A 23,015-nucleotide genomic window follows, 5' to 3' on the forward strand; every position below is an offset into this window, starting at 1 on the left:
CGCAGGTGGCGAGTCGGTAGCGACTATCGGGCGAACAGGCGCATAGGTCGCGCCTGGACGGCAAAGACGAAGCGTCTTTGCGAATTTTCCGCATCACTTTGCAGATCTTTCCGAATTTTTTCGATGACAATGCGAATGATACTTGTTTGCATTCATTGCCAACCGCAGCCATCGGAGAATCATGCAAAGCGCCCTCGTCATCAGGACCAAGAAGAAGCTCAGCGCCACCGCGCACCTGACTGGCGCCGTTGGCGTGGCCATCGCGGCCGCGCCAACGGCTGCCCAGACCGCCGGAAGCACCAAGGTGGCGGCGGCGGAACTGCCCGCAGTCATTGTCAGCGGCTCGGCCCCAAACCCGTTCAAGACCGACGGCACCTCCTCGATCAAGACGCCTGGCGCCTTGCTGGATACGCCCAGGTCCATCACGGTAATCCCGCAGGAACTGATCCAGAGCACCGCCTCCACCAGCCTCACCGAGGCGCTGCGCACCGTGCCCGGCATTGCATTTGGCGCGGGCGAAGGCGGCAACCCGGTTGGCGACCGTCCGTTCATCCGTGGCTACGATGCGCAGGCCAGCACCTTCCTGGATGGCATGCGCGACATCGGCGCGCAATCGCGCGAGATGTTCAACATCGAATCGGTGGAGGTCACCAAAGGGCCGGCCGGCGCCTACGACGGACGCGGCTCGGCGGGCGGCAGCATCAACATTGTCAGCAAGTCGCCCAAGCTGGGCAGCTTCGCCGAAGGCAATCTCGGCGTGGGCAATGCCAGCTACAAGCGCGGCGCCGCCGACGCCAACTGGCAGTTCAGCGGCCACGCAGCGGTGCGTTTCAACGCCATGTTCCAGGATGCGGGCGTGCCCGGACGCGACAGCACGCATCAAGAGCGCTGGGGCTTTGCCCCGTCCGTCGCCCTTGGCCTTGGTGGCCCGACCCGGTTGACGCTCTCCTACTACCACATGGAGACGAACGGGCTGCCCGACACCGGCATGCCCTACGACAACCCGAACTTCGTGCCGCGCACCGATGGCCGGCCGCGCACGCGGCTGCCCGGCGATGGCTCGCCGCTCAAGCTGCCGCGCAACACCTACTACGGCCTGGCCGACCGCGATTTCCGCAAAGACAGCGCCGACGTCGCCACCATCCGCTTCGAGCACGATTTCAGCCCGGCGCTCAAGTTGCGCAACCAGACGCGCATCGGGCGCACCAGGCAGGACTACCTGTGGACGCGCCCGGACGGCAGCTTCAATGGCAACATCTACTACGACATGGTCTGGCGCCGGACCAACCAGCGCCACGGCGTCTCCACTACGCAGGCCAACCAGACCGACCTGTCGGGCGAGTTCCTCACCGGAGCCATCAAGCACAAGTACGCCTTCGGCGTGGAGTTCTCTCGCGAGAAAAGCGAAAACGACGGCTACACGGTCGCCACCGGCAACAGCCGCTGCCCGAGCGGCCCGGGCGCGGCCAGCGGCTACAACTGCACCACGCTGTACAACCCGGACCCGCATGACCCGTGGAGCGGCCGCATCGCCCGCAACTACAACCCGACCAATCACGCGGCCACGACCGCATCGGTCTATGCGTTCGACTCGATCGCGCTCAGCAAGCAGTGGATGTTGAATGCGGGATTGCGCTTCGACCACTACCGCGGCGAAGTGCGGACCGCCCGCGCCAACGGCGGCGCTGGCCCGCGCAGCACGCATACGCGTGACGACAACCTCTTCAACTATCAGGTAGGCGTGGTCTACAAGCCGGTGGAAAACGCCAGTGTCTACTTGTCCTACGGCACCTCGTCCACACCCGCCGGCGCGGTGGTCGGCCAGGGCAGCGAGCCGAGCGGGCTGGCGCCGACCAGCGCAGGCTCCGCGTTGTCTCCGGAAAAGAACCGCAGCATCGAGCTCGGCACCAAGTGGGACGTGCTGCGCAAGCGCCTGGCCTTGACGGCCGCCATCTTCCGCGTGGAAACCACCAATGCGCGCATCACCCTGGAAGACGGCCTCGCGGCCATGGCGGGCAACAAGCGCGTGGACGGCATCGAGCTCGGCTTCTCCGGCAACGTGACGGATCAGTGGGCTGTCTTCGGCGGCTACACCCACCTGAAAAGCGAACTGCGCAACAACGGCGGATCCGGCGCGGCCTTCGGCGCATCCAACGGCCACGCCTTCCCCAACACGCCGTCGGACAGCTTCAGCCTGTGGAGTACCTATCAGTTCCTCCCCAATCTCACGGTCGGCGGCGGCGCGTACTACGTCTCCAAGGTGTGGGGCAGCGAGGCCCGCAACAACTGGGTGCCGTCCTACTGGCGTTTCGACGCCATGGCGGCCTACCAGCTGAACAAGCACGTGACGCTGCAGCTCAACGTGATGAACCTCGCCGACAAGGTCTATTACAACCAGGCCTACCCGGCGCACTACGCATCGATTGCGCCCGGGCGCGCCGCCGTTTTCAACGTCAACCTGCGCTACTGAGCCGAGGTTGGCCGTCGTCGTGGCACGCGGGAGCCGCACGTGCCACGGCATGTATTCCCGCACGGCGAACCCTGAAATGTAACGTTTTCGCTACATACGCCATGGATGTATGTCTTGACTGACATATAAAATACAAATGATAATTCATCTCATTCGCAACATCATTCAAGCAATCGGGGAAATTCGTGCAGACCGCTTTTGTTGTCCGGAAGAACAAGAAACTTAACGTCATCCCGCGCCTTTCCGGCGCCGTTGGCATGGCGGTCGCGGCCGCGCCGGTGGCTGCCCAATCCGCCGGCACGACCGTTGCTGCCGTGGAATTGCCGGTGGTAACCGTCAGTGGCGCCAACGAAAGCGGCTTCAAGGCGGACACCGCATCGTCGATCAAGACACCCGCCGCCCTGCTCGATACGCCCAGGTCGATCACCATCATTCCGCAGGAAGTGATCCAGAGCACCGGCTCGACCAGCCTGAGCGATGTGCTTCGCACGGTACCCGGCATCTCCTTTGGTGCCGGCGAAGGCGGCAACCCGGTTGGCGACCGGCCCTTTATCCGTGGCTACGATGCGCAGGCCAGCACCTTCCTGGATGGCTTCCGCGACATCGGCTCGCAAAGCCGCGAGCTGTTCAACGTCGAATCCGTCGAGGTCACCAAGGGCCCGGCCGGCGCCTACGACGGCCGCGGCTCGGCCGGCGGCAGCATCAATATCGTCAGCAAGGCGCCCAAGCTGACCAGCTTCGCCGAAGGCAACATCGGCGTCGGCAATGCGGACTACAAGCGCGCCACGGTCGACGGCAACTGGAAGTTCGCAGACCACGCGGCTTTCCGCCTGAACGCCATGTATCACGATGCCGGCGTCGCCGGGCGCGATACCACGCACCAGAATCGCTGGGGCTTTGCGCCCTCCGTGGCCTTCGGCCTGGGTACCGGCACGCGCCTGACGCTGTCCTACTACCACATGCAGTCGGACGATATCCCCGACACCGGCATCCCGTACAACAACCCCACCTTCAATCGCCGCACCGATGGCCGCCCGCGCCTGAGCGTCGCCGGCGACGGCTCGCCGGTGAACGTGCCGCGCAACACCTATTACGGCTTGTCCGATCGCGACTTCCGCAAGGACAAGGCCGACATGGGCACCATCCGCTTCGAGCACGATTTCAGCCCCGCGCTCAAGTTCCGCAACCAGACCCGTATTGCCAGGACCAGCCAGGACTACATCTGGACCCAGCCGGACGACAGCCAGGGCAATCTGTACTACGGCATGATCTGGCGCCGCACCAATACGCGTGTGGCCACCGCCAACACCATTGCCAACCAGACCGACCTGTCGGGCGAGTTCGCCACCGGCACGATCAAGCACAAGTACGCTTTCGGCGTGGAGTTCGCGCAAGAGAAGAGCGAGAACGACAGCTACAGCGTGGCGACCGGCAGCAACCGCTGCCCGAGCGGCCCGGGCGCTGCCGGCGGCTACAACTGCACCACGCTGTACAACCCGAACCCCAACGACCCATGGGCGGGCGCCATCAGCCGTGTGAACAACCCCACCAACTCGAAGACCAACACCAGTTCGGTCTACGCCTTCGACTCGATCGAGCTGAACAAGCAGTGGCTGCTCAATGCCGGCGTGCGCTTTGACCGCTACAGCACCGAGTTCCAGGCCGCCCGCGCCGCCAACGGCACCCGCGCCGAGTACTCGCGTGACGACAACCTGTTCAACTACCAGTTGGGCGTGGTCTACAAGCCAGTGGACAACGCCAGTTTCTACGTCTCCTACGGCACCTCGTCGACCCCGGCCGGCTCCTTCCTGGCGCAGGGCAGTGACGGCAACGCACTGGCGCCGGACCGCGCCGGCAACCGCGGCGACCAGCTCGCGCCGGAAAAGAACCGCGCCTTCGAGATCGGCACCAAGTGGGACGTGCTGCGCAAGCGCCTCGCCTTGACGGCCGCGATCTTCCGCGTGGAAACCACCAATGCGCGCATCACGCAGCAGGACGGCACCGCGGTGATGGGCGGCGACAAGCGGGTGGATGGCGTGGAACTCGGCTTCTCCGGCAACGTGACCGACAAGTGGGCCGTGTTCGGCGGCTATACGCACCTGAAGAGCGAGCTGCGCAAGAACGGCGGTACCGGCGTTGCTTTCGGCGCCACCGATGGCCAGTCCTTCCCCAACACGCCGGCGGACAGCTTCAGCGTGTGGAGCACGTATCAGATCATCCCCAATCTCACAGTGGGTGGCGGTGCGTACTACGTGTCCAAGGTGTGGGGCAGCGAAGCCACCAACAAGTGGGTGCCGTCCTACTGGCGCTTTGATGCGATGGCCTCGTATCGCATCAACAAGAACGTGACGGTGCAGCTCAATGTGTTCAACCTGGCCGACAAGGTCTATTACAACCAGGCCTACGCCAGCCACTACGCATCGATCGCTCCGGGACGCTCCGGCGTCCTGAGCCTCAACGTGCGCTATTGAGCAGCGGCAAGCGCCCGCCAGACCCTGCGCTGCTGACCGGTCATGCAGACCGGCCAGCCCGCACGCGGCACACCACCCTTGCGGCACGGTGTGCCGTTTTTACTTTATCGCCCCGTATGGAAACACCAGAAACACTGGACACACTGGCCACCCTCCCCTTTCGCATCGTCTCTCCCGGAGAGCTTGACCAGCTTGGCCCCAACGGCCTGGCCGACAAGCTGCGCGAGCCGCCACACCTGGCTCTGCCCTGGCTGGGCGGCGCCGCCGTGCAAGGCAACCTCGAAGCGCAGATGATTCTTGGCCAGTGGTTTCTCGCAGGCCACGGCGTCGAGCGCGACGCAGCCCGCGCCTTCGCGTGGTTCAAGCACGCCGCGCACGCCGGCCATGCCGGGGCCTCGAACATGACTGGCCGCTGCTACGAAAACGCCTGGGGCACGCTGCAGGACGATCACGCGGCAGCGCAGTGGTACACGCTCGCGGCGCAGCGCGGCTCCGACTGGGGCATGTACAACCTGGCAACCGCGCTGGTGCTGGGCCGCGGCATTGCCGCCAGCCGCCCGCAAGCGCTCGACTGGTATCTGCGGGCCGCCAACATGGGACACGCCAAGTCGCTCAATATCGTGGGCGGCTTCTACGAGGACGGCTGGGAAGTAGAACGCAACGCGGCCGTGGCAATGGATTACTACCGCCGCGCCGCCGAAGGCGGCGATTTTCGCGGCCAGTTCAACTACGCCCGCGCGCTGGCGCTATGCGGCCAGCAACACGAGGCCATCCGCTGGGTGCGGCAAGTGCCGCGCACCGCCAATGCGCCCTTCATCGACAAGATGCTCGCCTTCCTGCGCGACGCGCCCGACGCAGCGCTGAACCAGTTGCATAGCCATGCGGACGATGCCGCGCAACTCAGCTCACGCGAAACCCGACCTTCAGCGTGACCTGGAAGTGCGCAACCTTGCCGTCCGCGATGTGCCCGCGTGTCTCAACCACTTCGAACCAGTCGATATGCTTGATGGTCTCGCTCGCCTTCTCGATGGCGCTACGGATCGCCGCGTCGCAGCCGTCCGGCGACGAGCCCACGATCTCGACCAGTTTGTAGGTGTGGTTTGACATGTCCGCCCTCCTTGGCGCGATGGCCGCTGGCTATGAGCCGCACCCGCCAGCTTGGTGCTCCGGATACGTTTCTCCATCATAGGCAGCGGGCACGGCAAATCCAAAGTGCGGTGATTCGCCGACAAGATTGCTGACGTGTCAAGCGCCGGCCCCGTGCCGGCGCTTCATGCCTGAGGCTGGCCCGCGCGCCGGCGTGCCGGCTGGTCCGGCACGGCGCGGCGGCGCCCGGCAATGTCCTCGGCGAGCCATTCGACGAAGGCGCGCACCGCCGGCGGCAGGTGGCGTCCCGCCATGGCCTGTACCTGCAGCGCGCGCTGCTGCATGGCGCGGCTGGCAATCGGCACCAGCACGCGCCGCTCCGCGCGCAGGTTGTTGCGCACCGCCAGGGAACCCGTCAGGTACACCGCGTCCGTGTATGCCTGGTAGCCCACCAGCGCGCTCAGCGAATTGCTGCTAAGCAATATGCGCGGGCGCAGCCCTTCCACGCCGCAGGCCAGGTCGAACAGTTGCCGGATGGTGTTGGTCTCGCTGGGCAGCGCCAGCGGATACGCCACCACCTCCTTCAGGCTGGCGCGCTTGAGCGCGGCCAGCGGATGCTTGCGCGCTACATAGGCATAGACCGGCGCGGCTTCCGAATAGGCGACTTCGATGCCCTCCTGGGCGGCGATGGCGAACGTCAGCGCCAGGTCCACCGCACCCTCGCGGACCATGCGCGTGGCGACCGCGGGCGCGCAGACTTCAAGCGAAAAGCTCACGCCGGGAAAACGGCGCTGAAACAGCGCCATGGCGTAAGGCATGTAGTCCCGCGCGAAGCCGTCGGTGCAGGCCAGCCTGACTTTGCTGTGCGCCACGCTAAGCAAGCCCTGGAGATCGGCCTGCAGGGTCTGCGCGTCGAGCAAGGCGCGGCGTCCGTACTGCTGCACCACCAGCCCGGCCTCGGTCAGGCGCATGCCGCGCGGCTCGCGCTCAAAGAGCGCCGTACCGAGTTCCGCTTCGAGCCGGGCTACCTGCCGGCTGATGGCCGATACCGCCACATGCAACGAGGCAGAGGCCGCGCTGAGCGAGCCGCGCTCCGCCACTTCAAGGAAATAGGCCAGCGGTACCGCGTGGATCGATGTGAGCTTCATGGTTGTGCTTCTGGCAAGCGTGTCTTTGCTTCAGAGGGACTGGCAGCGCGCTGCCATGCCGCGCCGGCCTTTGCGCAATGATAAGCCTGGCCTGCGCTTGCCTTGCTGATTTTAGAAAGCGGCTTTCTGGCCCGCCGGAGCGCCAATGGTGCCGAAATGCCGTGCGGCGCGGCCTGAGCGGCAGCTTCTCGCGGAAATGGCACCGCCGCGGTGCGGCTAGCGCGCGGTGCCACGCCACTGGCGGGCGTGAACTGACAGGCAGAAGCCGGAAATGCTGTTGGCATTGCGACACGCTGTTTGCCGGACCCGGCCCGGCTGCCGTTATCGTTACGCCATGCCCCGGCCGCACAAGCAGGCGACAGCGGGGTGCCGACAGAATGCAAAGCGAAGCAAGGAGACCGTAACCCCGATGGAAGACATCTGCTACCTGGGCGCCGTGGAAATGGCCCGCGCCATCCGCACCCGCGAACTCGGCGTGCGCGAAGTGGTTGACGCGCATATCGCGCGCATCCTGCGCATCAATCCGGCCATCAACGCCATCGTCACCACCACCTTCGACGAGGCACAGGCAGCGGCCGATGCGGCCGACACGGCGCTGGCGCGTGGCGCCGTGCCCGGGCCACTCTTTGGCCTGCCCGTGGCGCACAAGGATTCCTTTCTGAGCGCAGGCGTGCGCACGACCTTTGGCTCCGCCGTGTACCGGGATTTCGTGCCGGCGCAGGACAGTGCCGTGGTGGCGCGCCAGCGGGCGGCGGGCGCCATCATGCTGGGCAAGACCAACCTGCCGGAGTTCGGCGCGGGCTCGCACACCTTCAACGCCGTGTTTGGCGCCACGCGCAACCCTTACCGCAAGGACGTCTCGGCGGGTGGCAGCAGTGGTGGCAGCGCGGCGGCGCTGGCCGCGGGCATGGTCGCGCTGGCCGATGGCTCGGATATGGGCGGTTCGCTGCGCAACCCGGCCAGCTTCTGCAACGTGGTGGGCTTGCGAGCGTCGATCGGCCGCGTGCCGATGACGCCGGCCAGCCATGCCTTCAACACGCTCACGGTGGGCGGGCCGATGGGCCGCTCGGTGGCGGATGTGGCGCTGATGTTCAGCGTGCTGGCCGGCGACGATCCGGCCGATCCGCTGGCAATCGCTGCCGACGCCAGCGATTTCGCCACCCTGCCCCGGATCGATGGCAAGGGCCTGCGCGTGGCGGTCAGCCCGACGCTCGGCGGGCTGCCGTTCGAGCCGGCGGTGAGCCGCATGCTGCAGGAGGGGATTCGCCAGTGCCAAGCGCTGGGCTGCACGGTGGATGAGGCGGAGCCGGATTTCAGCGGGGCCGACCACGCCTTCGAGGTGCTGCGCGCGCTGGCGTTCGCTGCCAACTATGGCGCGGCGCGCGCCAAGCATGGCGAACAGATGAAGGAAACGGTGCGCTGGAACATCGACCTGGGCCTGGCCCAGGACGGCGCCGCGATGGCGGAAGCCGCGCGGGCCCACAGCCGCATGTTTGCGCGCATGCAGGCCTTGCTGACGCGTTACGATTTCCTGATCGCGCCGGTGTCGCAGGTGACGCCGTTCGCCGTTGAAACCGAATATCCGCAGCACATCGAAGGCGTGCCGATGCCTAGCTATATCGGCTGGATGCGCTCGTGCTACCGCATCACCATCACGGGCCATCCCGCGATCTCGGTGCCCTGCGGCTTTACCGACGACGGCTTGCCGGTAGGCTTGCAGATCGTCGGCAAGTATCGCGGCGAGCGCGCGCTGCTGGCATTCGCGCAAATGTTCGAGCAGGCCAACGCCGCCGGGCGCATCCGCCCGGCGTTGTAAGCCGCCGCGGCGGCGCCGGCCAGCGTCCGCGCACCGGGCCACATTGACCATTTCGACAACATCGACCACATTGATCGCAACACAAGGGGAAACACAGATGCTTGCAACGCACATGACAAGATGGACGCTGGACAAGACCAGCGCCGTGGCCCGATGCATCATGGGCGGTGCCGCCGCCTGCGCGGCACTGGCGGCTGCCGGGCCGGCGCTGGCCCAGACGTACCCGGACAAGCCGGTCAAGCTGGTCGTGCCGTTTCCCCCGGGCGGCTCCACGGATGTGCTGGCCCGCCTGGTGGCACGCAAGCTGGGCGAAGTGCTGCGGCAATCCGTGGTGGTGGAGAACAAGGCTGGCGCTGGCACGATCGTCGGTGCCGACTATGTGGCGAAAGCCACGCCTGACGGCTATACCCTGCTGCTCAGTGCCGCCACCACGTTCACCGTGAATCCTGTCACGTACTCGCGCCTGCCCTACGACTCGCTCAAGAGCTTCGAGCCGCTCGGCATGGTTGGCTCCACCGCGCTGGTCCTGCTGGCCAATCCAGCGGTCAAGGCGGACACGCTCAAGCAACTGGTGGCCGAAGCCAAGGCCAAGCCGGGCGGCATGTCTTACGGGTCCTACGGCGCGGGCACCACCGCGCACTTCGCGGGCGAAATGATCAACGCGGCGACCGGCATGGGCTTGCTGCACGTACCGTACAAAGGCAGCGCGCCCGCCATGGCCGACCTGATCGGCAACCAGATCCCGCTGTCGGTCGATACCGTGGTGGCAGCCGCGCCGCAAATCAAGGGCGGCAAGGTCAAGGCCATCGCCGTCACCAGCGCCACGCGCTCGATGCTGTTGCCCCAGGTGCCCACGGCGATCGAAAGCGGCTATCCCGGGGTGTCGCTCAGCACCTGGTTTGCCATCGTCGCGCCCAAGGGCATTCCCGCGCCGGTGCGCCAGACGCTGGACGCCGCCATTGCCAGCATGATGAAGGATCCCGCGCTGCAGCAGAGCATGACTGCCAACGGCTTCGAGCCCGAATACGGCAGTGCCGGCGAATACCGCGCGCGCGTCACCAGCGAGATCGCGCGCCTGCGCAAGATCGCGCAAGCGGCGAACATCCACGCCGATTGATCGCTATCCGGCGGCATCGCAACGGCGCGCTTGGTGTCCGCGCTTGCCGTTGTTTGCGCCGTCCCGGGTGCATTCTGGCGGCGTGTTTGCGGCGTGTTGGCGGACTGTTGCCGTGACGCGTAAAACGATCGTATGCGCCGAGAAAGTGTTTGTCCTTTCCGGTGCATACGTTCTACCTTACGAGTGTGCGCCCTGCCTTTCCGGAGACCGCAATGGCAATCCGTTCCACCGCCTCACACAGCACCGCGCAGTTGCGACGGCTCGTCGGCCAGTTGCAGGCCGAGGTCGATTCGCTTGATCACCTGGCGATCTTCGACGCCGAGACCCAGACCGCGCTGGGCCAGGCGCGCGACCGTCTCACTCAAGGCATCGAGGCGATCGAAGATGCCATCCAGAGCCTGCGCACCCTGCAGCAGGTGCGCCCCTCGGCCATGCGCAGCCGAAAGACACCGCGCGCTGCCTGATCCACAGGGGCGCGGCCTTGTTGCCCGCAATGCTCAGAATTCCTGCACGGTCGGGCGCAGCACAATCTCGTTGATATCCACGTCGGCCGGCTGCTCGATCGCGTAGGCGATGGCGCGCGCCACCGAATCGGCCGGGATGGCTTGCTGATAGAACTCGCCCACCACCTTGGCGCTTTGCGCGTGGGAGCTGCCCAGCTTGAGTTCCGAGTCGACCGCGCCCGGCGAAATCACCGTGGTGCGGATCGCGCCGCCGGTTTCATGCCGCAGGCCTTCGGAAATGGCGCGCACCGCGAACTTGGTGCCGCTGTACACCGTGCCGCCCGGGCTGAACACCTTGACGCCCGCGACCGAGGCAATATTGATGAAGTGCCCCGTGCCCTGCTTCTGGAACACTGGCAGCGCGGCGGCAATGCCATACAGTACGCCCTTGATGTTGATGTCGATCATGCGCTCCCATTCCTCGACCTTGGCCTCGCTCATGGGGGCAATGGCCATGAGGCCCGCGTTGTTGATCATGACATCGATGCGGCCGAAGCTGGCCACGGCCTTTTGCACCAAGGCCTCGACATCGGCACGCCGGCTCACGTCGGCTACCACCACTTCCACCTTGCCGCCCTTGGCGCGAATCTCGGCCGCCAGCGTTGCCAGGCGGTCGCCGCGACGCGCAGCCAGCACCAGCGAGGCGCCCGCCGCGCCCAGGTGACGCGCGGTGGCTTCACCCAGCCCGCTGCTGGCGCCGGTGATGACTACAACCTTGCTTGCGATGTTCGTGCTCATTGTTCACTCCGGAAAACTGCAGGCGCGTTGCCTGCGGATGGGAGTGATTATCTTGGCTGCGCCGATCAATCAAAATGGAAACGTTTTGATTTCAGTATTCCATTTTATGGAACTCACGAGCTAGCGGCGCAACCATGCGCCGGCGGCGCCATGCCACCGTCCACGCGTTCAAGCCAGCGGGAAACAGGAAGCGGGTGCGGGTAACGGGTAGCGCGCTCAGCGCGCCGGCACGGCATCCTTGTCGCCGAAATAAGCCACCAGCGCATCGAACACCAGCCGGATGCGCATCGGCACCGGGCTACGGCGCGAGCGGTAGATGTACAAACCCCACGGCGCGGGCGCAAAGCGGTCCAGCACGCTGACGAGGCGGCCCGAGCGCAGATGGGGCTGGGCGAGATAGTCAGGCAACTGCCCGTAGGCGAGCCCGGAGAGGATCGCCTCCATTTCGGTCTCCGGGTCGTCGGTAAGAAACGCTGGCGCGCGCGGATTGAACTGCTCGCCCTGCGCGAAGTACCACGGCCAGGCGCGGCCGCTGCTGCGGTCGATCAGGCCTGTGGTGGGCAGCGCGGCAAGTTGGGCCAGGTCGACCGGCTTGCCCACGCGCGCCACCAGCTCCGGCGTGCCCACGATATGGAAGCCCACCCGCGTCGTCATGCGCGCCACCAGCCGCTGGTCGCGGAACATGCCGAGGCGCAGGCCGATGTCGATCTCGTCGTCGACCACATCGGCGACCTGGTCCGAGAGCCGGATGTCGAGCGTGATGCCCGGATGCGCCAGCGCTACCTCCCGCAGCGCCACCAGCAGATGCTGCCGCCCAAGCGTGCTCGGCGCGGTAATGCGCACGACGCCCTTTAGCTCCGTGTCCGAGCGGCTGGCCGGATGCGCGAACAGGCTGTCGACATCGACCAGCGCCGCGCGGGCGCGCTCGGCCAGGCGCTCGCCGGCGGCGGTGATGCGGATCTGGCGGGTGTTGCGGTGGAACAGCGGCTCGCCCACGGCTTCCTCAAGGTCCTTGACCGCGCGGGTGACGGTTTGCGGCGACGTGCCCAGCCGCGTCGCGGCTGCCTTGAACGAAGCCGACTCCGCTGCCGCGCAGAAGATCCTCAGCATTTCCAGCCGGTTGAGCATGGTGGTGTGCGCCGTGAAAAACGCAGGTGCGTGGGTGATGATGCAAAAGCGCGATTATAGGAGCCGCCGCGGCATTGAATGAGAACTGCCTCATTGCCACCCTGGTCTATGTAGGTTGCGCATCGCTCGTTCCGCATCGCGCTTCTGTCTGGCAGAATGCCCGGCTCCCGCGCACGGCCTCCGCCATCCTGCGCGACGGTGCAATGTCCTCTGACGGCTCTCGCTGGCTTTCTCAGGCTTCTTTTTTGGGCCTTTGCCCGCTTTTTCCGGCTTTTGCCGTTTCTTCAATCTGCAAGCTGTAAGGATTTTTTTCTCGCATGAAGACGTTTTTTGTCTCGGTGGCGCTGTGCCTGGCATCTGGCGTGGCCAGCGCTTCCGGTAGCTTTGCCCAATGTCCTCAATTCTTCGCGCAAAGCACGGCCCCCAAGGCGCCGAGCTCGGCCGAGCTCAAGCTTCGCCCCCTTTGCTATGACGCCTTCGCGGTCATGCACTCGGGCCGCAGCAAGACCCCGCTGTACGTGGCCGAGCGCCTGTCGCGCGCGCAACTGATCGATGCCAGGGACGAGGCGCGAACGAATCGCTTCTTCTCCGATGCGCGCCTGCCCCGCGCCGAGCGGGCGGAACTGGACGATTACAAGGGCAATGAAGGCATCGACCGTGGCCATATGTCGCCTGCGGCCGACCAGCCGACCGCGCAAGCCATGTCGCAATCGTTCACGCTCGCCAACGTGGTACCGCAATACAGCCAGAACAACCGCAAGGCATGGGCCTCCATCGAAAAGGCCACGCGCAAGTACGCCATGCGCGCGGCCGGCGATGTCTATGTCATCACGGGTCCGGTCTTCAACGGCAACGTTCGCACCATCGGCAACGGCAAGGTCTGGGTCCCCACATACCTCTACAAGCTCGTCTACGACCCGTCGACCAACCGCGCCTGGGCGCACTGGATCGAAAACTCCGACGCCGCCCGGCCGGGCAAGCCGATCTCCTATGGCGAGCTGGTCAAGCGCACCGGCATCGAGTTCCTGCCTGGCGTTCAGCCGGCAAGCTGACGGAGCGGGCGGTGTGCCGGGCTGCGCCGCGCCCTGCAGGTCTGCCCGGACGGTGGCACACTTGCGGCTTGCCGGATCTCTGTCCTGCCGATCAACGTCACTGAGTGTCAATGGAGCAAGCATGCCTAACCACAGCAACAGCCAATGGATCCGCGTTGAAACCGAAGGCGGCGCCTTCGATGCCTACCTGGCGCTGCCGCCCACGGGCAAGGCGGCCAATGCACCGGGCATCGTGCTGGTACAGGAAATCTTCGGCGTCAATGAACATATCCGCGCGGTAGCGGACCAGTACGCCCTCGACGGCTACGTGGTGCTGGCGCCGGACGTGTTCTGGCGCCTGGCGCCGCGCGTGGAGCTCGGCTATGCGGGCGCGGACATGGCGCGCGCGATGGAGTTGCGCCAGAAGGTGGATGTGGAGCTGGCGGTGAAAGACATCGCCGCCACCGCCAAGGCGCTGCGCGGCCAGCTCGGCGCGGGCGCAAAGATTGCGGCAGTGGGCTACTGCTTCGGTGGCCTGATGGCCTACCTGAGCGCCGCGCGCGGCCTGGTCGATGCGGCGGTTCCTTACTATGGCGGCGGCATCCAGAACAACCTGCAGGAAGCCGCCAGTATCAAGGTGCCGGTCCAGTTCCACTACGGCGCGCTTGATGCGCATATCCCGGCCGACGCTGTCGAAAAAGTGCGCGCGGCCGTGGCCGGCAATCGCCAGGCGGAAATCCACGTCTATGCGCAGGCCGATCACGGCTTCAACTGCTGGGCGCGCGGCTCGTATCATCAGCCGTCCGCCGCGCTGGCCCATGGCCGAGCCCTGACTTTCCTGGCTGGCGCGCTGTCCGCCTGAGCCGGCGGCAGCGGCCGCCATCGGGCCGCATGCACGCGCCACGGCCGGGCCGTGGCGCGCTGCCTCGCTTTATCTTCCCCCTTGCGCCAGGCGTCCTGCCCGGCGTCTCTCGCCTTTCCCCACGCCAGGGCGGCTTGCGCCTGCGCCGGCTCGCCCATATGCTGGCCCCTCGAAGGCCAACGCCGCAGCCGTGGCATCGTGCTTGTGCCAGGGATGCAATGACGCGATCCGGCCCCGCGGCATCGGCTCTCAAGACTTGCTGGACCCTAAAACCATAACGGAGACCACCATGCAGTCAGAGCAGCAGCGCGTCCTGCGCAATACCATCCCCGATGCCCTCGCCCGCGCGGTACGGCGCAGCCCCGACAAGGTGGCGCTGCGCTTTGGCGAGCGCAGCTGGACCTATCGCGAGCTCGAGGCCGCGGCGGCCAGCGTAGGCGCCGCGCTGCAGCGGTGGGGCCTGCGCCCCGGCGACCGCGTGGCGGCGTTCGGCAAGAATTCGGATGCCTACGTGCTGCTGTGGCTGGGCTGCCTGCGTGCCGGGCTGATCCATGTGCCGGTGAATTTCTCGATGACGCGCGGCGAGGTCGAATACATCGTCGCCCAGTCCGGCGCCAGCGCGCTGTTTGCCGACCCGGCGCTGGCCGCGCATGTCGAAGGGCTGCCTTGCCCGTTGCTGGGGAGCCTCCATGGCGGCGGCCAGCGCGACGTGCTGACGGCGGCCCAGGGCCCCGCCGGGGAGATTCTCGCCACCCTCGACGACGCCATGCCAGCGCAGATCCTCTACACCTCAGGCACCACGTCCGCGCCCAAGGGGGCGGTGCTCACGCATCGCGCCTTGCTGGCCGAATACATGAGCGCCATCGCCACGTGCGACATCAAGCCGGAGGATGACGCGCTGGCTGCGCTGCCGCTCTACCACTCTGCGCAGATGCATGTCTTCCTGATGCCGCTGCTGCTGATGGGCGGCAGCATTCTGCTGGCGCAAAGCCCCGAGCCAGGCTTCTGCCTGCGCACGGTGCGTGAGGCCGGCATCACCAGCTTCTTTGCGCCACCCACCGTATGGATTGCGCTGCTACGCCACGCGGACTTCGATCCGCGCCAGCTGGTCTCGCTGACCAAGGCCTATTACGGTGCCTCGATCATGCCGCTGCCGGTGCTGCTGGAGTTGCGCGAGCGCCTGCCCGCGCTGGGCTTTTTCAACTGCTACGGACAAAGCGAGATCGGCCCGCTGGCCACGGTGCTCAGCCCCGAGGAGCACCGCGAGCGGCCCGCTTCGGCCGGGCGGCCCGTGCTGAATGTGGAAACCCGCATCGTCGACGAGAAGATGCAAGACGCCAGACCCGGCGAGCTCGGCGAGATCGTGCACCGCTCGCCGCAGTTGCTCACCGAGTACTGGGACAAGCCAGAGCAGACCGCTGAGGCCTTCAGCGGCGGCTGGTTCCACTCGGGCGACCTGGGTTATATGGACGAGGGCGGCTACCTGTATGTGGTGGACCGCATCAAGGACGTGATCAATTCCGGCGGCGTGCTGGTCTCCAGCCGTGAAGTCGAAGAGTGCCTGTACCAGCATGAGGCCGTGGCGGAAGTCGCCGTCTTCGCGCTGCCGCACCCCAAATGGGTGGAAGCCGTGGCGGCTTGCGTGGTGCTCAAGCGCGAGACGCGCGCTGAGGAGGAGGCGCTGCTTGCCCATGCCCGCGCCGCGCTTGCCCCGTACAAGGTGCCCAAGCGCATCGTGTTCGTGCCCGACCTGCCGCGCAACACCGCCGGCAAACTGCTCAAGCGGCAATTGCGCGAGGATTACGCGGACTTGTTCGGGGCGGGCTTGTAGGCGATCAAGACTTCAGCAATTTCAGCAAGGCCTCGGCGGCTGCGGCCGACGAGGCGGGATTCTCGTCCGGCCACGGGCGCGCTATGCGCTGCCGCCTCCGCGCCCGGGAACCCTTACCCCCTTACCCGTTACGTTAGACAACGACAATGGAAGATCCGGGCAAGCGCCATCGTCAATAAGGCATTGCCACGCCGTTCTGCACCTTGACCCGGTCGCCGTTGCGCAGGTTGTACGGCGTGGACTGGGTCAGCGTGAGGTAGCCGTTGTCGGTGGTGCGCACGCGGATGCGGTACGCGGGCGGTGCCGTGTTGGCGCGCTTCTCCACCTCGTTGCCGGCCACCGCGCCGACCACCGCGCCGCCGATGGTCGCCACCGTATTGCCGCGGCCGCCGCCTACCTGGTGGCCGAGCAGGCCGCCAACCATGCCGCCGATCAAAGTGCCGGCGACGCCGCCGCTAGCCGGCTGTCCCGGCAACATCTCGATGGATTCAACCTGGCCATAGCGCACGCCGTAGGCATCATTGCCGTAGGCGGCTTGCGGCTGGCTCGCCTGGGGATAGCCGGCTTGCGGGTAGCCCTGTTGCGGATAGCTCTCCTGTACCGGCGCCTGCGGGTAGCCCGATTGCGGGTAGTCGGCCTGCGGGTAAGCGGGTTGCTGGTATCCCTGCTGCGGATAGGCCACCGGGTAAGCGCCACCCGCCTGCGTGCTGCTGCCGTACGTGCCCGAATTGCCATAGGCCCCGTAGCCACCATACCCGCCGCCATATGGCGCGCTCACGCAGCCGGCCAGGGCGCCCGCTGCAAGCAAGCCAAGCGCGGCGGTACGAAGGGGGAAAGAAGGGAAAGGCATCGGGAAAACTCCTGCGGTAGCAACGCGAGTGGGAATGCGCGCGAGTCTAGGGCCGCCGGGGCGTCTCGGGTGTCACCGAGGCTTGTGATTGGTAACCGCCTGTAACGGGGAATGCCTTCCGGGTTAAAAAAACGCTTTTGCCCGCTTCAGAAATGCTTCACGGGCGCTCAGGCGCGCTCCGCCCCGTCGTCGTTGAAGGCCGTGAGGCGTGCCACGCGGAAGGTGCCACGCAGCGATTCCAGTTCGCTGCGGTGCAGCATGGCCAGCCGGTTAAGGAAGCGCTCGCCCTTGGCCATCAGGTGGACCTCGACAATGCGGCGGTCATCCGGGTTGGCCTTGCGCTTGACCAGCCCGGCCGCCTCGCAGCGGTTGACCAGCGCGACCACGCCGTGCTGCTTGGCCTGCAAGCGCTCGGCAAGCTCGCCGATCGATGCCCAGTCCTTGCCGGCACAGCCGCGGATATGCAGCATCAGCAGGTATTGCTGCACGGTCAGCCCTTCGCTCTGGGCGGCATCTTCTGAAAACCGCAGGAAACGCCGCAGTTGGTAGCGAAAATCGGAAAGTGCCTCGAAATCCCGCTTGGTGAGCGGGGATTTGGATGCGGCAGGCTGGCGGGTCATAAGGGGCAGCGTCTGGGCGCTGAGGAACTTGGCTCGACGCTCATTATAGGGGCTGCCCCCGGCGGTTCCGCGCACGCGCGGCGGCGTCAGGTTCCGGGGCCAGGCCAGGGTTTCGACCGGCGCTGATGCGGGTATGGCAGAATCTGTGCGTTCGCAGACACTCCTGACTGCAGACATCACACTTCCACCGGAACCGAAACCGATGTTCTCGGAAATCGCCCTTTTCCTGCTCAATACCGTCTTCAGCTTGTTCGGCATGGCGCTGCTGCTGCGCCTGTGGATGCAATGGACACGGCTGCCCACGCGCAATCCCGTCTCACAAGGCGTATTCCAGGTCACCGACTGGCTGGTACGGCCCTTGCGCCGGTTCATCCCCGGCCTTGGCGGCATCGACTGGGCCACCGTGATCGGTGCCTGGCTGACCGCCCTGGCGTTCCTGCTGCTGGTGCTGCTGGTCTCCGGTGCCGACCCGCTGGCCTACCTGCCGCTGATCCTGCTGATCGCCCTGCTCAATATGCTGAAGTGGGGCATCAGCATGGTGATGTGGGTCACGCTGCTGATGGCGATTCTGTCGTGGGTCAACCCGCACTCCCCCGTCACACCCGCCATCAACCACCTGACCGAGCCGCTGCTGCGCCCGATCCGCCGCGTGATTCCGCGCCTGGGCGGCTTCGATATCTCGCCGATGGCGCTTTTCGTGATCGCGCAGATCTTGCTGATGATCATTGCCCGCCTTGGCGCGGGATTGTTCGGTGCGCGATTTGGCCTCTGAAGGCGTCTGAAGACATCCAAAGACCACTGAAGGTCTTGGAAGACCCATCCGGCAGGGTGTGCCGGCGGATGCCCCGGGCTCAGGTCCGGGGCATTGTTCATAGTGACGAACAGTGTTTTGGTGATTGGCTCTTTTTCCTAAGCAGATGCAGGCATACATTACGGCCAACGTGGAACACACCACGATATGCCCGAAGGAAGAAAAGCATCATGAAGACCCGCGCACAAACCCGCACCCTCGCCGTTTCCCTCCTCTGCGCCATCGGCCTGTCGATGGCCGCCGCCTCCGCGCACGCCAGCGTGCCGGTTTCCGACCTGGCCCGCCTTGATGGCAGCATCGGCCGCACGGTCGATGCGTTCACCGACGGTGCCCGCAGCGGCCCGCGCGACCCGTTCACCGATGGCGCCCGCAGCGGCCCGCGTGACCCGTACACCGACGGCGCCCGCGGCGTGAACGAGCCCCGCAGCAGCTTCAGCGACGGCGCCTGAGCGCAACCTGGCATTCGCCAGGTGAGGAAGAGACAGTTAGATAGTCAAGTAGTCAGAGATAGTCAGCAAGTGCTCACGGTGTGAGCAACACTGTCAGCGCGGACATGGGCAGGCCTGCCAGCCGCCCACCCCCAACCGCAATGACCTCCACAGCCGCGCCAGCCCTCACGGGCCGGGCGCGGCTGCGTCGTTTCGGTCCTGCAGTTCGGAGGCCATCATGGCTTCCACCGCCTCCATGAAGACGCGCACCTTTTGCGGCTGCAGCCGGCGATCAGGCAACAAGGCAAAGACCCGCAGCGGCGGCGGCGGGTAGTCCGGCAGCACCTTCACCAGCCGTCCTTGGGCGACCTCCGCTTCGCAATAGATCAGCGACAACCGGGCAATGCCAAGGCCGGCCAGGGCGCCTTGCAACCGCAGCTCGGCGTTGGCGGTCTGCATGCGCGGCCGGATCGGTACCGCCACGCGCTCGCCATCGCGGATAAATTCCCACATGCCGTCACCGGGCGTGGTCAGGGTCGGCAGGTTGGCCAGGTCCTCGGGCTGCAGTTGCAGCGGCAGGCCGGCGGCCAGCGCCGGCGCCGCGAACAGGCCGCGCTCCACGTGATAGATGCGCCGCGCCACGGTCCCGGAATCGGGCAAGTCGGCATCGACCGCGACAAAGGCGACGTCGAATCCATCACGAATGGGATCGACCATGCCTTGCGAGATCTCCACCTTCACGTCCAGTGCCGGATGGGCCGCCAGCGTGCGGCAGATCACGCCGCCCAGTTGCTGGGCGCCAAACTCGTACGGCGCGGCGATGCGCAGCACGCCTTGCACCCGCTCCTCGCGCGCCAGTGTTTCCTGGCGGATCTCACGCAGCCGCGCGAACAAGGGCGCCACGTCGCGGTACACGGCGCTGCCGGCGTCGGTCAGGCGCATGCGCCGGGTTGTGCGCTGGAGCAGCTTGGAGCCGATGGCCGACTCAAGCCGCGCAACCGCCGCCGAGACCCGGGACTTGGGGCAGTCGAGCTGCTCGGCCGCAGCCGTGAAAGTGCCTTGCTCCACCACGCAGCAGAAGGCTTCCCAATCGTTCCACTGGATTGTCTCGTTCACCAGGCGATATTTCCTTTACAAGCTATGTTTCCCAAACGCGCGACATTATGCGCGCAGCGGGCGCACCACTGGCGCGCGCCCCGCATTTCCTCTACCCTTTCGGCCTTTCCGTGTGTATTCGGCGATCAGCCGAACCAACCGATGGCCAGCCCTGCCGCTCCCGACAATTCCGACCACCCGGCCACGGATGCTCCCGTGGCGCCCGCCGCCGCGCCGGGCCCGGACAAGCCGAGCGATACCTATGTGCAGTCCTTTGCACGCGGGCTCTCGGTCATCCGTGCCTTTGACGCGCAGCACCCCGCCCAGACGCTGAGCGAGATCGCGCAGGCCAGCGGCCTGACCCGCGCCGGCGCGCGGCGCATTTTGCTGACCCTGGTCGGCCTGGGCTATGTGCGCGCCGATGGCCGCCTGTTCCGCCTGACGCCCAAGATCCTCGACCTGGGCTTCGCCTACCTGACCTCGATGCCGTTCTGGAACCTGGCCGAGCCGATCATGGAGGCGTTGTCGCAGGAGGTGCGTGAAAGCTGCTCGATATCCGTGCTGGACGGCACCGAGATTGTCTACGTGCTGCGGGTGCCAGCGCGCAAGATCATGACGATCAACCTGTCCATCGGCAGCCGGCTTCCGGCCTATTGCTCGTCGATGGGCCGCGTGCTGCTGGCCGGCCTGCCGCTTGAGGAGCTCGACCGGGTGCTGGGCGCCAGCGAACTGCGCGCCCGTACCAGCCGCACCGTCACCGACCCCGCCGAGCTCAAGGCCATCATTGCCGGCATCCGCACGCGCGGCTGGGCCCAGAACGACCAGGAGCTGGAAGAAGGACTGGTCTCGCTGGCCGCGCCGATCCGCAACCGTGCCGGCCAGGTCATCGCCGCCATCAATATCAGCGGCCAGGCCAACCGCACCAGCGCCGACGACATGGCCAGCAGCTTCCTGCCTGCGCTGCTGGCCGCCTCCGAGAAAATCTCGAACCTGATCAGCCTGCGCAGCTGATGCGCCAGCGCGGTTAGCGCGCGGGCGTTGCCGGCGCGGGCAGCTCGACGCTGCCGAACTCGGCCGAGCGGGTGCCCGGCAGCGGATGGTTGCTGGCACCGTGGTAGGCGAAGGCGACCGACAACTTGACCGCTTCGGAAACGTTCTGGCCCGCGCTGTGAAACAGGCGGCTGTCGAACAGCAGCACGTCGCCGCGTTCCAGGGCCAGCGGCCGCACGCCTTGCAGCATGGCCTGGCTGGCCGGATGCGACTCGATCAGGAATTCGGCCGCATCGAGCTGGCCGGGTTCGAGCGCGACGGTGTGCGAGCCGGGAATCACGCGCAGCACGCCGTTGCTCTCATCCTCCCTGCCCAGCGCCAGCCACACCGTCACCAGCTCCGGGCGGGCAAATGACCAGTAGCGGGTATCACGGTGCCAGCCGGTCTGGCTGCCATAGTGCGGATGCTTGGTCATCACGCAGTTGTGGTGCGCGAGAGTCAGGCGCACCGGCTCGCCCAGCAGGCTCGCCACCACCTGCCCCACCGCGGGATCGGCGGCCCATGCACGGAACGCATCGTCGCGCCCATAGGCCTGGCGCAAGCGCCGCACCGTGGCCCCTCCGACGGCGTCGCGGCTTGCGGGCGCGCCGGGATAGCCTAGCTCGGCTTCATATTCGACCGGCGCCGCCGCCGCGGCCAGTTGCGCGCGTGCGACCTGCTCGAGCTGGTCGCAGACCGCGGGCGGGGCAAAGCCGCGCAGCACGATATAGCCGTCCGCGTGAAAAGCGCGGTTGAGTTCGTTCAAGTCTGCAGCGGTCGGGGCGATGGCCGAAGCGGTGGAAGTGGCGGAAGCGGTGGAAACCTTGGAAGCCGTGGAAGCCACTTGGGAAGCGGCACCCGGCGGGACAGCAAGCGGGGAGTTCATTGCAGCGGATGAGGGGTTGGCTGGGCCGACAGCTTCGATAATGCCAGAAGCCGGGCGAATCGGCGCGCCCCGCGTGTGTCGGGTGCCCATTGCGTGCGCAAACAGACTGTTCCCGCGCCTGCGCGCGCCGCTACAATGGCCGGGTTCTCCCTCCGACCCGCAGGCTTCACGTGACAGCTCGCCCACGCATCGTCGCATCGCTCTCCGAGGCGGAAGCCCAGCTTGGCCGCATCGTCCTGGGCAAGCCCCGGCAGATCCGGCTGGCGCTGGCCTGCATGCTGGCACGTGGCCACCTGCTGCTGGAGGACCTGCCGGGCGTGGGCAAGACCACGCTCGCCCACGCGCTGGCCCGCACGCTGGGGTTGCAGTTCCAGCGCGTGCAGTTCACCAGCGACCTGTTGCCCGCCGACCTGATCGGCGTCTCCGTCTTCGTGCGCGACAGCGCGGAATTCCGCTTCCATCGCGGCCCCGTGTTCGCGCAGGTGGTGCTTGCCGACGAGATCAACCGCGCCACCCCCAAGACGCAAAGCGCCTTGCTGGAGGCAATGGCGGAGGGACAGGTCACCCACGACGGCGTCACCCACGCCTTGCCGTCCCCGTTCTTCGTCATCGCCACGCAGAATCCGCTGGACCAGATCGGCACGCACGCCTTGCCCGAATCGCAGCTCGACCGTTTCACCATGCGCCTGTCGCTGGGTTATCCCGATCCAGCCTTCGAGCGCGTGCTCTACCTCGGCGGTGCGGCGCCCGCGGCCGGCACGCCCGTGATGGATGCCGAGCAGGTGGCCGCGCTGCAGCAGGCCGCGGCCCAGGTCTATGCCGGCCCGGCGCTGGTGGACTACGCCCTGGCGCTGGTGCAGGCCACGCGCGCGCACTCCGCCTTTGCCGCCGGGCTGTCGCCGCGGGCGGGCCTGGCGCTGCTGGCCTGCGCGCGCGCCTGGGCGTTGCTGCACCAGCGCGACAGCGTGCTGCCCGAAGACGTGCAGGCGGTCTTCATGCCGGTGGCGGGCCACCGGCTGCTGCCGTCCGGCGCAGCCGGCGGTGGCCAGGAGGCGCTTACCCGCCTGCTGGCCGACGTCGCCATTCCCTGACGCC

The 23,015-nt window shown here is 66.6% G+C and carries 21 protein-coding genes; 13 read left to right on the top strand and 8 right to left on the bottom strand.

Annotated elements, in window-relative coordinates:
* The first annotated feature begins 181 nt into the window (after positions 1-181).
* The 3 genes from RR42_RS36035 (at position 182) to RR42_RS36045 (ending at position 5,873) form a co-directional block, all read left to right on the top strand.
* Positions 182-2,470, top strand: a complete 2,289-nt coding sequence (locus tag RR42_RS36035) for a TonB-dependent receptor (RefSeq protein WP_043357091.1) — start codon at positions 182-184, stop codon at positions 2,468-2,470.
* A gap of 257 nt (positions 2,471-2,727) precedes the next feature.
* On the top strand, positions 2,728-4,941 hold the full coding sequence (locus tag RR42_RS36040; protein WP_236702253.1) for a TonB-dependent siderophore receptor: 2,214 nt from the start codon (positions 2,728-2,730) through the stop codon (positions 4,939-4,941).
* 116 nt (positions 4,942-5,057) lie between these two features.
* On the top strand, positions 5,058-5,873 hold the full coding sequence (locus RR42_RS36045; RefSeq protein ID WP_082055242.1) for a tetratricopeptide repeat protein: 816 nt from the start codon (positions 5,058-5,060) through the stop codon (positions 5,871-5,873).
* On the opposite strand, the gene RR42_RS36050 is transcribed toward RR42_RS36045, so the two are convergent.
* Positions 5,842-6,048 carry a dodecin gene (locus tag RR42_RS36050; protein WP_006163091.1) on the bottom strand — a complete coding sequence of 69 codons (207 nt, stop codon included), beginning with the start codon at positions 6,046-6,048 and terminating at the stop codon, positions 5,842-5,844. The two genes, RR42_RS36045 and RR42_RS36050, sit on opposite strands and share 32 nt — an antisense overlap.
* Positions 6,049-6,212: 164 nt before the next feature.
* On the bottom strand, positions 6,213-7,175 hold the full coding sequence (locus RR42_RS36055; protein ID WP_043357094.1) for a LysR family transcriptional regulator: 963 nt from the start codon (positions 7,173-7,175) through the stop codon (positions 6,213-6,215).
* Positions 7,176-7,584: 409 nt separating this feature from the next.
* On the opposite strand from RR42_RS36055, the gene RR42_RS36060 reads away from it, so the two are divergent.
* The 3 genes from RR42_RS36060 (at position 7,585) to RR42_RS36070 (ending at position 10,572) form a co-directional block, all read left to right on the top strand.
* A complete protein-coding gene (locus tag RR42_RS36060; protein ID WP_043357096.1) occupies positions 7,585-8,991 on the top strand; it encodes an amidase in 1,407 nt (468 codons plus the stop codon).
* A 112-nt stretch (positions 8,992-9,103) separates the two neighbouring features.
* Complete coding sequence (locus RR42_RS36065; protein WP_236702128.1) at positions 9,104-10,108, top strand: Bug family tripartite tricarboxylate transporter substrate binding protein; 1,005 nt, start codon at positions 9,104-9,106, stop codon at positions 10,106-10,108.
* Positions 10,109-10,320: 212 nt separating this feature from the next.
* Entirely contained in the window at positions 10,321-10,572 is a 252-nt protein-coding gene (locus tag RR42_RS36070) for a hypothetical protein (RefSeq protein ID WP_006163098.1), read from the top strand.
* A gap of 33 nt (positions 10,573-10,605) precedes the next feature.
* Here RR42_RS36070 and RR42_RS36075 read toward each other — a convergent pair whose 3' ends face one another.
* Both RR42_RS36075 and RR42_RS36080 read right to left on the bottom strand, forming a co-directional pair.
* On the bottom strand, positions 10,606-11,349 hold the full coding sequence (locus RR42_RS36075) for an SDR family oxidoreductase (RefSeq protein ID WP_043357097.1): 744 nt from the start codon (positions 11,347-11,349) through the stop codon (positions 10,606-10,608).
* Positions 11,350-11,565: 216 nt separating this feature from the next.
* Positions 11,566-12,477 (bottom strand): LysR family transcriptional regulator, encoded by a 912-nt coding sequence (locus RR42_RS36080; protein ID WP_043357099.1) that lies wholly within the window; start codon positions 12,475-12,477, stop codon positions 11,566-11,568.
* 317 nt (positions 12,478-12,794) lie between these two features.
* Here RR42_RS36080 and RR42_RS36085 point away from each other — a divergent pair, with 317 nt between their 5' ends.
* From RR42_RS36085 to RR42_RS36095, 3 genes are all read left to right on the top strand, one after another.
* The gene (locus RR42_RS36085) at positions 12,795-13,529 is read left to right on the top strand and encodes a DNA/RNA non-specific endonuclease (protein ID WP_043357101.1); all 735 of its coding nucleotides are present in this window, start codon (positions 12,795-12,797) and stop codon (positions 13,527-13,529) included.
* A 121-nt stretch (positions 13,530-13,650) separates the two neighbouring features.
* On the top strand, positions 13,651-14,370 hold the full coding sequence (locus RR42_RS36090; protein WP_043357103.1) for a dienelactone hydrolase family protein: 720 nt from the start codon (positions 13,651-13,653) through the stop codon (positions 14,368-14,370).
* 289 nt (positions 14,371-14,659) lie between these two features.
* Positions 14,660-16,201, top strand: coding sequence for a fatty acyl-CoA synthetase (locus RR42_RS36095; protein ID WP_173430745.1), 1,542 nt, complete (start codon positions 14,660-14,662; stop codon positions 16,199-16,201).
* A 172-nt stretch (positions 16,202-16,373) separates the two neighbouring features.
* Here RR42_RS36095 and RR42_RS36100 read toward each other — a convergent pair whose 3' ends face one another.
* Together RR42_RS36100 and RR42_RS36105 are read right to left on the bottom strand one after the other, a co-directional pair.
* Positions 16,374-17,051 carry a glycine zipper 2TM domain-containing protein gene (locus RR42_RS36100; RefSeq protein ID WP_043357105.1) on the bottom strand — a complete coding sequence of 226 codons (678 nt, stop codon included), beginning with the start codon at positions 17,049-17,051 and terminating at the stop codon, positions 16,374-16,376.
* A gap of 167 nt (positions 17,052-17,218) precedes the next feature.
* Positions 17,219-17,671 (bottom strand): MarR family winged helix-turn-helix transcriptional regulator, encoded by a 453-nt coding sequence (locus RR42_RS36105; protein WP_043357107.1) that lies wholly within the window; start codon positions 17,669-17,671, stop codon positions 17,219-17,221.
* A 202-nt stretch (positions 17,672-17,873) separates the two neighbouring features.
* On the opposite strand from RR42_RS36105, the gene RR42_RS36110 reads away from it, so the two are divergent.
* Complete coding sequence (locus tag RR42_RS36110) at positions 17,874-18,443, top strand: YggT family protein (protein ID WP_043357110.1); 570 nt, start codon at positions 17,874-17,876, stop codon at positions 18,441-18,443.
* A gap of 209 nt (positions 18,444-18,652) precedes the next feature.
* Entirely contained in the window at positions 18,653-18,931 is a 279-nt protein-coding gene (locus tag RR42_RS36115) for a hypothetical protein (RefSeq protein WP_043357111.1), read from the top strand.
* Positions 18,932-19,096: 165 nt separating this feature from the next.
* Here the strand turns inward: RR42_RS36115 and RR42_RS36120 are convergent, their stop codons facing one another.
* Positions 19,097-20,026: a LysR family transcriptional regulator gene (locus tag RR42_RS36120; protein WP_043357113.1), complete on the bottom strand. Its 930-nt coding sequence runs from the start codon at positions 20,024-20,026 to the stop codon at positions 19,097-19,099.
* A gap of 141 nt (positions 20,027-20,167) precedes the next feature.
* Here RR42_RS36120 and RR42_RS36125 point away from each other — a divergent pair, with 141 nt between their 5' ends.
* Positions 20,168-21,016, top strand: a complete 849-nt coding sequence (locus tag RR42_RS36125; RefSeq protein ID WP_043357115.1) for an IclR family transcriptional regulator — start codon at positions 20,168-20,170, stop codon at positions 21,014-21,016.
* Between the two features lie 13 nt (positions 21,017-21,029).
* Here RR42_RS36125 and RR42_RS36130 read toward each other — a convergent pair whose 3' ends face one another.
* Complete coding sequence (locus RR42_RS36130) at positions 21,030-21,800, bottom strand: phytanoyl-CoA dioxygenase family protein (RefSeq protein ID WP_144410053.1); 771 nt, start codon at positions 21,798-21,800, stop codon at positions 21,030-21,032.
* A gap of 290 nt (positions 21,801-22,090) precedes the next feature.
* Here RR42_RS36130 and RR42_RS36135 point away from each other — a divergent pair, with 290 nt between their 5' ends.
* On the top strand, positions 22,091-23,011 hold the full coding sequence (locus tag RR42_RS36135; protein WP_043357117.1) for an AAA family ATPase: 921 nt from the start codon (positions 22,091-22,093) through the stop codon (positions 23,009-23,011).
* The last annotated feature ends 4 nt before the right edge of the window (positions 23,012-23,015 follow it).

Origin of the sequence: Cupriavidus basilensis, from assembly GCF_000832305.1 — a bacterium.
Lineage (GTDB): Bacteria > Pseudomonadota > Gammaproteobacteria > Burkholderiales > Burkholderiaceae > Cupriavidus > Cupriavidus basilensis_F.